Source organism: Blautia sp. HCN-20427, from assembly GCF_037890365.1.
GTDB lineage: Bacteria > Bacillota > Clostridia > Lachnospirales > Lachnospiraceae > Blautia.
In genome coordinates, this window is the sequence record NZ_JBBKBX010000008.1 from 130,323 (window position 1) to 136,475 (window position 6,153).

6 protein-coding genes and 7 tRNA genes are annotated in these 6,153 nt (G+C 43.9%); 2 read left to right on the forward strand and 11 right to left on the reverse strand.

The features are described from left to right. Positions 1-2: 2 nt before the first annotated feature. From WKT17_RS07075 to WKT17_RS07090, 4 genes are read right to left on the reverse strand one after another with little or no spacing between them, the layout of a single operon-like run. Positions 3-1,292 carry an O-acetylhomoserine aminocarboxypropyltransferase/cysteine synthase family protein gene (locus tag WKT17_RS07075; RefSeq protein ID WP_173749209.1) on the reverse strand — a complete coding sequence of 430 codons (1,290 nt, stop codon included), beginning with the start codon at positions 1,290-1,292 and terminating at the stop codon, positions 3-5. A 24-nt stretch (positions 1,293-1,316) separates the two neighbouring features. Beyond that, positions 1,317-1,685 (reverse strand): fluoride efflux transporter CrcB, encoded by a 369-nt coding sequence (gene crcB, locus WKT17_RS07080; RefSeq protein WP_173749208.1) that lies wholly within the window; start codon positions 1,683-1,685, stop codon positions 1,317-1,319. 12 nt (positions 1,686-1,697) lie between these two features. Then, a complete protein-coding gene (locus WKT17_RS07085) occupies positions 1,698-2,009 on the reverse strand; it encodes a hypothetical protein (RefSeq protein ID WP_173749207.1) in 312 nt (103 codons plus the stop codon). Then, entirely contained in the window at positions 1,996-3,378 is a 1,383-nt protein-coding gene (locus tag WKT17_RS07090; RefSeq protein WP_173749206.1) for an MATE family efflux transporter, read from the reverse strand. The genes WKT17_RS07085 and WKT17_RS07090 overlap by 14 nt, the downstream gene beginning before the upstream one ends. A gap of 165 nt (positions 3,379-3,543) precedes the next feature. On the opposite strand from WKT17_RS07090, the gene WKT17_RS07095 reads away from it, so the two are divergent. Next, entirely contained in the window at positions 3,544-4,317 is a 774-nt protein-coding gene (locus WKT17_RS07095) for a DUF6062 family protein (protein ID WP_291681112.1), read from the forward strand. A gap of 591 nt (positions 4,318-4,908) precedes the next feature. Next, on the forward strand, positions 4,909-5,250 hold the full coding sequence (locus WKT17_RS07100) for a YmaF family protein (RefSeq protein WP_291681111.1): 342 nt from the start codon (positions 4,909-4,911) through the stop codon (positions 5,248-5,250). Positions 5,251-5,516: 266 nt separating this feature from the next. Here WKT17_RS07100 and WKT17_RS07105 read toward each other — a convergent pair. From WKT17_RS07105 to WKT17_RS07135, 7 genes are all read right to left on the reverse strand, one after another. After that, positions 5,517-5,589: transfer RNA gene (locus tag WKT17_RS07105), tRNA-Lys, on the reverse strand. Positions 5,590-5,597: 8 nt separating this feature from the next. Next, positions 5,598-5,670: transfer RNA gene (locus tag WKT17_RS07110), tRNA-Phe, on the reverse strand. A 4-nt stretch (positions 5,671-5,674) separates the two neighbouring features. Beyond that, positions 5,675-5,748 (reverse strand) — tRNA-Met (locus WKT17_RS07115). Between the two features lie 10 nt (positions 5,749-5,758). Further along, positions 5,759-5,831, reverse strand: a tRNA-Thr gene (locus WKT17_RS07120). Positions 5,832-5,854: 23 nt separating this feature from the next. Then, positions 5,855-5,936: transfer RNA gene (locus WKT17_RS07125), tRNA-Tyr, on the reverse strand. Between the two features lie 21 nt (positions 5,937-5,957). Beyond that, positions 5,958-6,030, reverse strand: a tRNA-Val gene (locus WKT17_RS07130). A gap of 31 nt (positions 6,031-6,061) precedes the next feature. Then, positions 6,062-6,135, reverse strand: a tRNA-Asp gene (locus tag WKT17_RS07135). Positions 6,136-6,153: the final 18 nt, after the last annotated feature.

Sequence of the window (6,153 nt, forward strand, 5' to 3'; positions counted from 1 at the left end):
GTCTATTGCTCACTTGCTTCCAGTGCCTGTTCCAGGTCTGCCAAAATGTCATCAATATGCTCAATTCCTACAGACAGGCGAATCATTCCCGGAGACACGCCTGCTGCCACAAGCTGTTCGTCATTTAACTGTCTGTGCGTATGGCTGGCCGGATGCAGTACACTGGTTTTGGCATCTGCCACATGAGTGACAATAGACGCCAGCTTCAGGCTGTCCATAAATTTTACCGCTGCCTCTCTGCCTGCTTTTAATTCAAAGGAAATGACACCGCAGGTTCCCTTTGGCATGTATTTCTGTGCCAGTTCATAATATTTGTCTCCCGGAAGTCCCGGATAATTCACCTTGCCAACCAGCGGATGTGCTTCCAGATATTCTGCTGTTTTCTGGGCATTGTAGCAATGTCTTTCCACTCTTAATACCAGAGATTCCAGTCCCAGATTCAAAATAAAACAGTTCATTGGAGAAGGAATAGAACCCAAATCTCTCATAAGCTGGGCATTAATTTTTGTAATATACGCCGCTTTTCCAAACTGTTTTGTATATACAACGCCATGGTAAGATTCATCCGGCTGTGTCAGTCCGGGGAATTTTTCTGCATGGGCTTCCCAGTCAAAGTTTCCGCTGTCTACAATAGCGCCGCCTACCTGCGCTGCATGCCCATCCATATATTTTGTGGTAGAGTGTGTCACAATATCCGCTCCCCATTGAAACGGATGACAGTTCACCGGTGTTGCAAACGTATTATCCACAATCAGAGGAACACCGTGGCTGTGTGCCAGATTTGCCATTTTTTCAATATCCAGCACCACCAGAGACGGATTGGCAATCGTTTCGGCAACCACAGCTTTGGTGTTTGGACGAAAGGCCTTGTCTAACTCTTCTGCCGGTGCATCCACATCTACAAAAGTACATTCGATTCCCATCTTCTTTGCTGTAACACCCAACACATTCAAAGTCCCGCCATAAATCGCAGACGCGCAGATAACATGGTCTCCGGCTTCGCAGATGTTAAATACAGCATAGAAGTTCGCTGCCTGTCCGGAAGACGTCAGCACAGCCGCTACGCCGCCTTCCAAATCTGCAATCTTTGCCGCAACCAAATCATTGGTCGGATTCTGACAGCGGGTATAAAAATATCCGTTATCTTTTAAATCAAACAATCTGCCCATTTCCTCTGTGGTATCGTACTTAAACGTAGTACTCTGGTAAATAGGCATCATTCTGGGCTCACCCTTTTTCGGTTTCCAGCCAGACTGGATACATTTTGTCTCAATATGATATTCTCTGTTCATTTTTCCTCTCCTGCTCTTAAAATTTTATTTTACTATGAGTTTCTGCCCCAGCATCACCATAGCCAGACAAATTCCCACACTAAGCACCATATAAACTGCTGCAGTTCCTGTTTTCCCCTGCTTCATCAGAGAAGAGCTCTCCAAAGCAAAGGTAGAAAACGTTGTAAAACCTCCGCAGACTCCGGTTTTTAAAAACAATACCAGATGACTGTCTCCCCATCCGTTCTTTGCTGCTGCCGCCGTCACAAGGCCTATGACAAAAGCCCCTATAGCATTGATGCACAAAGTTATCCAGGGAAATCCCGACTTATCCTGCAAAGGAATCATCCCCATCAGATATCTGCAAATCGCTCCTGCAAACCCGCCGATTCCTACAAATAAACAATTCAGCATGTTTTTCGCCTCTTATCTTCTGTAATATTTCTGTCCTATCAGGATAATTCCCACAAAGAGCGCAATCCCAACTCCCAGAATCACCAGCGTTACCTCCTGGCTTATCTGAAATTTCACAGACATTCCCACCAGTGCCAGCATATCCAGTCCGATAACACAGACAGCCCCGCCGATAGTTGCCATAAATTTTCTTTCATTCTCCGGTGATACCCCGCTTCCAAATCTCTCCCTAATCATGGAAGACTTTCCTTTCAAGGCCAGAAAAATCCCTCCTGCCAGAATCAGAATACCCAGAGCCACCATAATTTTTTCACTTGAATTCATATTGCTCTCCCTTTGTCTCTTTATAATTTTTATAGAATTTTCTAAATACAATCGCAAACCATATAGGAAGCACCGTTCCCTTCAATACGCAGGAAATACTCAATGCCCACCATACTCCGTTGAGTCCCAGGGCGGTTGCGGAAAGCAGTATAGCTGTAGGAATTCGCAGGGTGTTAAATACAATTCCCGTCACAGAAGGCGGAACCGTCCTTCCCATACCTTGAAATGCCCCGGTTGCAGCGCCCTCCAGGCACATAAAAATTTCACTAATTCCTATAATTCTAAGATAATCTACTCCCATAGGAATAACCTCTTCTTCCGTAATGAATATACGAAAGAAAAATTCGGGAAATACCAGCAACAAAAAGCTGGTAATTGCACCCCAGACCGCCATAATTATCATGGACGTATGATAGCCTTTCCGAATTCTCTCTACTTTGCCTGCCCCATAGTTCTGGGCAATAAATGCGTTGACTGCCGTAGAAAAGCCACCTGCCATCATCCAGGAAATGGATTCTATCTGACTTCCTACCTTCTGCACGGCAACAGCCGCATCTCCCCAGCCTGCAATCAGACGGGCAATTACCATGGAAATTGCAGAAAACAGGGAATCCTGAATGGCCGGAGGAAATCCGATTTTTACCATTTCTCTAATGTATTCCTTTTTTGTTCTCACAAATAAATGCAGATTCGCAAAAATAACCGGCTCCTGCCATACCGCCCGCAAGTACAGGATAAACACAATGACCTGGGCCAGTACCGTGGCAATAGCCGCCCCAGCTACTTCCATACGCGGAATCGGTCCCACTCCAAATATCAATACCGGATCCAGTACCAGGTTAATCAAAAGCCCTATGGTCGTGACCCGAAATGTCGTAACTGTATTTCCCATAGCTGCCAGAATTCCTCCCAATACCTGGTCCAGGAAGGAAAATACTACCAGACCGCATACAATCATCAAATACACTCTGGCGTCCCACACAACTTTCGGACTGTTCAACTGAAAAAAGGCAATCAACTGTCTGTTCAAAAGCACACTGATAATGCCGTACAAAATTCCCAGAAACGCCCCCATCCGCAGCGCACCTCTGGCATATTCAGCCGCTGTTTCCCTGTCTCCTGCTCCCAGTTTATGCCCTACCGCCACCTGACCGCCGATTCTGGGTACCGTAGTCACACCATTCGCCAGCCACATAAACATGCCTGCCGCGCCCACTGCTGCTACCGCACCGCTGCCCAGCCGGCCAATCCATATCATGTCCACCAGATTATACCCCATCTGTATGAAAGAAGTCCCCATAATAGGAAACGCCAGTCTGGCTAAGGTTCCTGCTATGGGGCCATTTAACAAATCTATTTTCTTTTTCATAATTGCTCCATTTTCCCTAAAAACTACACTATTAAAACCTCTTTTTATATAGTTTATCAGACTGTCAACACTTGTGTAAACACTTATTTTCAAATCCTCTTCTTTTCTTTGTTTCCCACCTGTGGTAATCTTATCTTAAAGTATTTTTTGAAGGAGTTTAACGCTATGAAAGAAAAAATTTATACTATCCCTCTCATGGACGCATTTCGCGCACAGGACGAATGTCCTTTCTGTTTTATTGAACGAAATCTGGAACAGCATGCCATGGATTTTGTCCTTGGTTCCGGCGCTTCCTACATGGAAGACGATGTCCGTGCAGAGACAGACAAAATAGGCTTTTGCCGAACCCATTATAAAAAAATGTTCGACTACGGCAACCGTCTGGGAACAGGCCTGATTCTCACCACACATTTCAAAAAGAAAAACGAAGAACTGAAACAGCAGATAAAAATATTTTCTCCTGCCAAAGCCTCTGTCCTGGGGCATTTTAAGAAAACAAAGGTAGATGCGGAAAATCCCCGTACAAACATCGGCGCCTGGGTAAAGGAGCAAACCGCATCCTGTTACATCTGTGACTATTATAAAAATACCTACAACCGCTACCTGGATACGTTCTTTGAGCTCTACCGGAAAAGCCCGGAATTTCAGGAACTCTTAAAAAACAGCAAAGGCTTTTGTATCCCTCACTTTGCAGATTTGGTGGAAACCGGAGACACACTGCTGTCTGACAAAGAAAAGCAATCCTTTTATGGATACCTCTTCCCCCTTATGGAACATAATCTCCAACGCGTAACCGAAGACCTGGAATGGTTCTGTGACAAATTCGATTATAAAAACAAAGACGCAGACTGGAAAAACTCCAGAGACGCCATTCAGCGCGGTATGCAGAAGGCTGCCGGCGGTTATCCTGCCGATCCGGTCTATAAAGCAGAAAAATAAGAAAATCAAAAGCATTTATAAAAAAAGAATAAATCAGAAATTGTCTTTTTCATTTTTCTTTTAGTTTTTTGTCATAAATTGTCCTTATTTACATAGTATAGTATTACTTGTAAAAGCCAATAAGACTTTTTTCAAAATCTTTTTCTTTTCATATTACTGGCAATGAGTTGCCAGTAACTCCTTCTTTTTTATGAAATAAAACAGGAGCAGGAATCTATCCCCCTCGGATTCCTGCTCCTGTTCTTTTTGTGCTATTTTTTCTTATAAACACATCCCCATTTTTTTCTTTTATTAACATTTCTTTTAGGATTTCATCACAGTTTTATCACATTTACCCTGTATAGTATTACTTGTAAAAGCCGATAAGACTTTTTCAAAAATCTTTTTCTTTTTCATATGCCGGTATGAAAACCGGCTCTCCTTCTTTTTAATATTTATAATATTAAAAAAGAGACCAGAATCAACCTTCCCCCCTCATTGATTCTGGTTTCTTTTTTATTTCTTTTCCTTTCCGTATTTATACCCTCTTTTCTGATTCGTGCATAGTATAGAATTGTAACCATTCATATTCCAAAAAGAAAGGAATCCATTATGGAAAACAAAGAAAGCAAGACCTGTTATCCCAAACAGCACAATCACGAAATTACGGGAAGTACCCGCATCTCTGGATGTTGTGAGTATGCCCACAATCATAGATTTGCAACCGTCTCAGGCGACGCCATTCCCTGTGATGGAAGTCACGTTCACGAAGTAAAATTTACTACTGATTCCTGTAACGGACATCACCACGAATTTTGCGGTACAACGGGCAAGGCCATTGACGTGGGATGTGGAAAGCATGTCCACCTCTTAAAAGGCTGTACCACCTACGACGCCAACCACAAACACGAATTTATTGTCTCCACAGACATTGAAAATCCTGTTTGTGAATAACACAAGGCCTGGGGCTGCCCAAAACGAATGTTTTGTACGGCAGCCCTAAAGGGCTGAATATCGACCATGCGATGGATTCCCTTGCTAATATCCTCACAATACAGTTCTCTTTCTGTTTTTTTGTGGATAACTCCACATATTTTAACATCTTATGTGGAAACTCCTAGACATTTCTATAAGGATTCTCTCAGTTTTCTGTTCCATTCTATTCAGCAAAAAAAGAAGCCCAAACCCTCATAATAAGGATTTGAGCTGTTTTCATTTAGTGAAGCATCGGGGATTCGAACCCCGGACAACTTGATTAAAAGTCAAGTGCTCTACCGACTGAGCTAATGCTCCATGGAAAATGCCCAGAGCCGGAATCGAACCAGCGACACGAGGATTTTCAGTCCTCTGCTCTACCAACTGAGCTATCTGGGCATAGTAGCGGGGACAGGATTTGAACCTGTGACCTTCGGGTTATGAGCCCGACGAGCTTCCAGACTGCTCCACCCCGCGATAATATCTAAGCCGATGATCGGACTCGAACCGATAACCTGCTGATTACAAATCAGCTGCTCTGCCAATTGAGCCACATCGGCGTGATGTGGTATTCAATTTTAAATGGGCGATGGTGGATTCGAACCACCGAAGGCGTTGCCAGCAGATTTACAGTCTGTCCCCTTTGGCCACTCGGGAAATCGCCCTTATTTTATTTTAAGAATAAATGGGACCTATAGGGCTCGAACCTATGACCCTCTGCTTGTAAGGCAGATGCTCTCCCAGCTGAGCTAAGATCCCATAAATCTTGTCGCTTTCTTTCGAAAGCAAACGACCCAGAAGAGACTCGAACTCTCGACCTCCGCCGTGACAGGGCGGCGCTCTAACCAACTGAGCCACTGGGCCATTCTTGAAGATATGTAT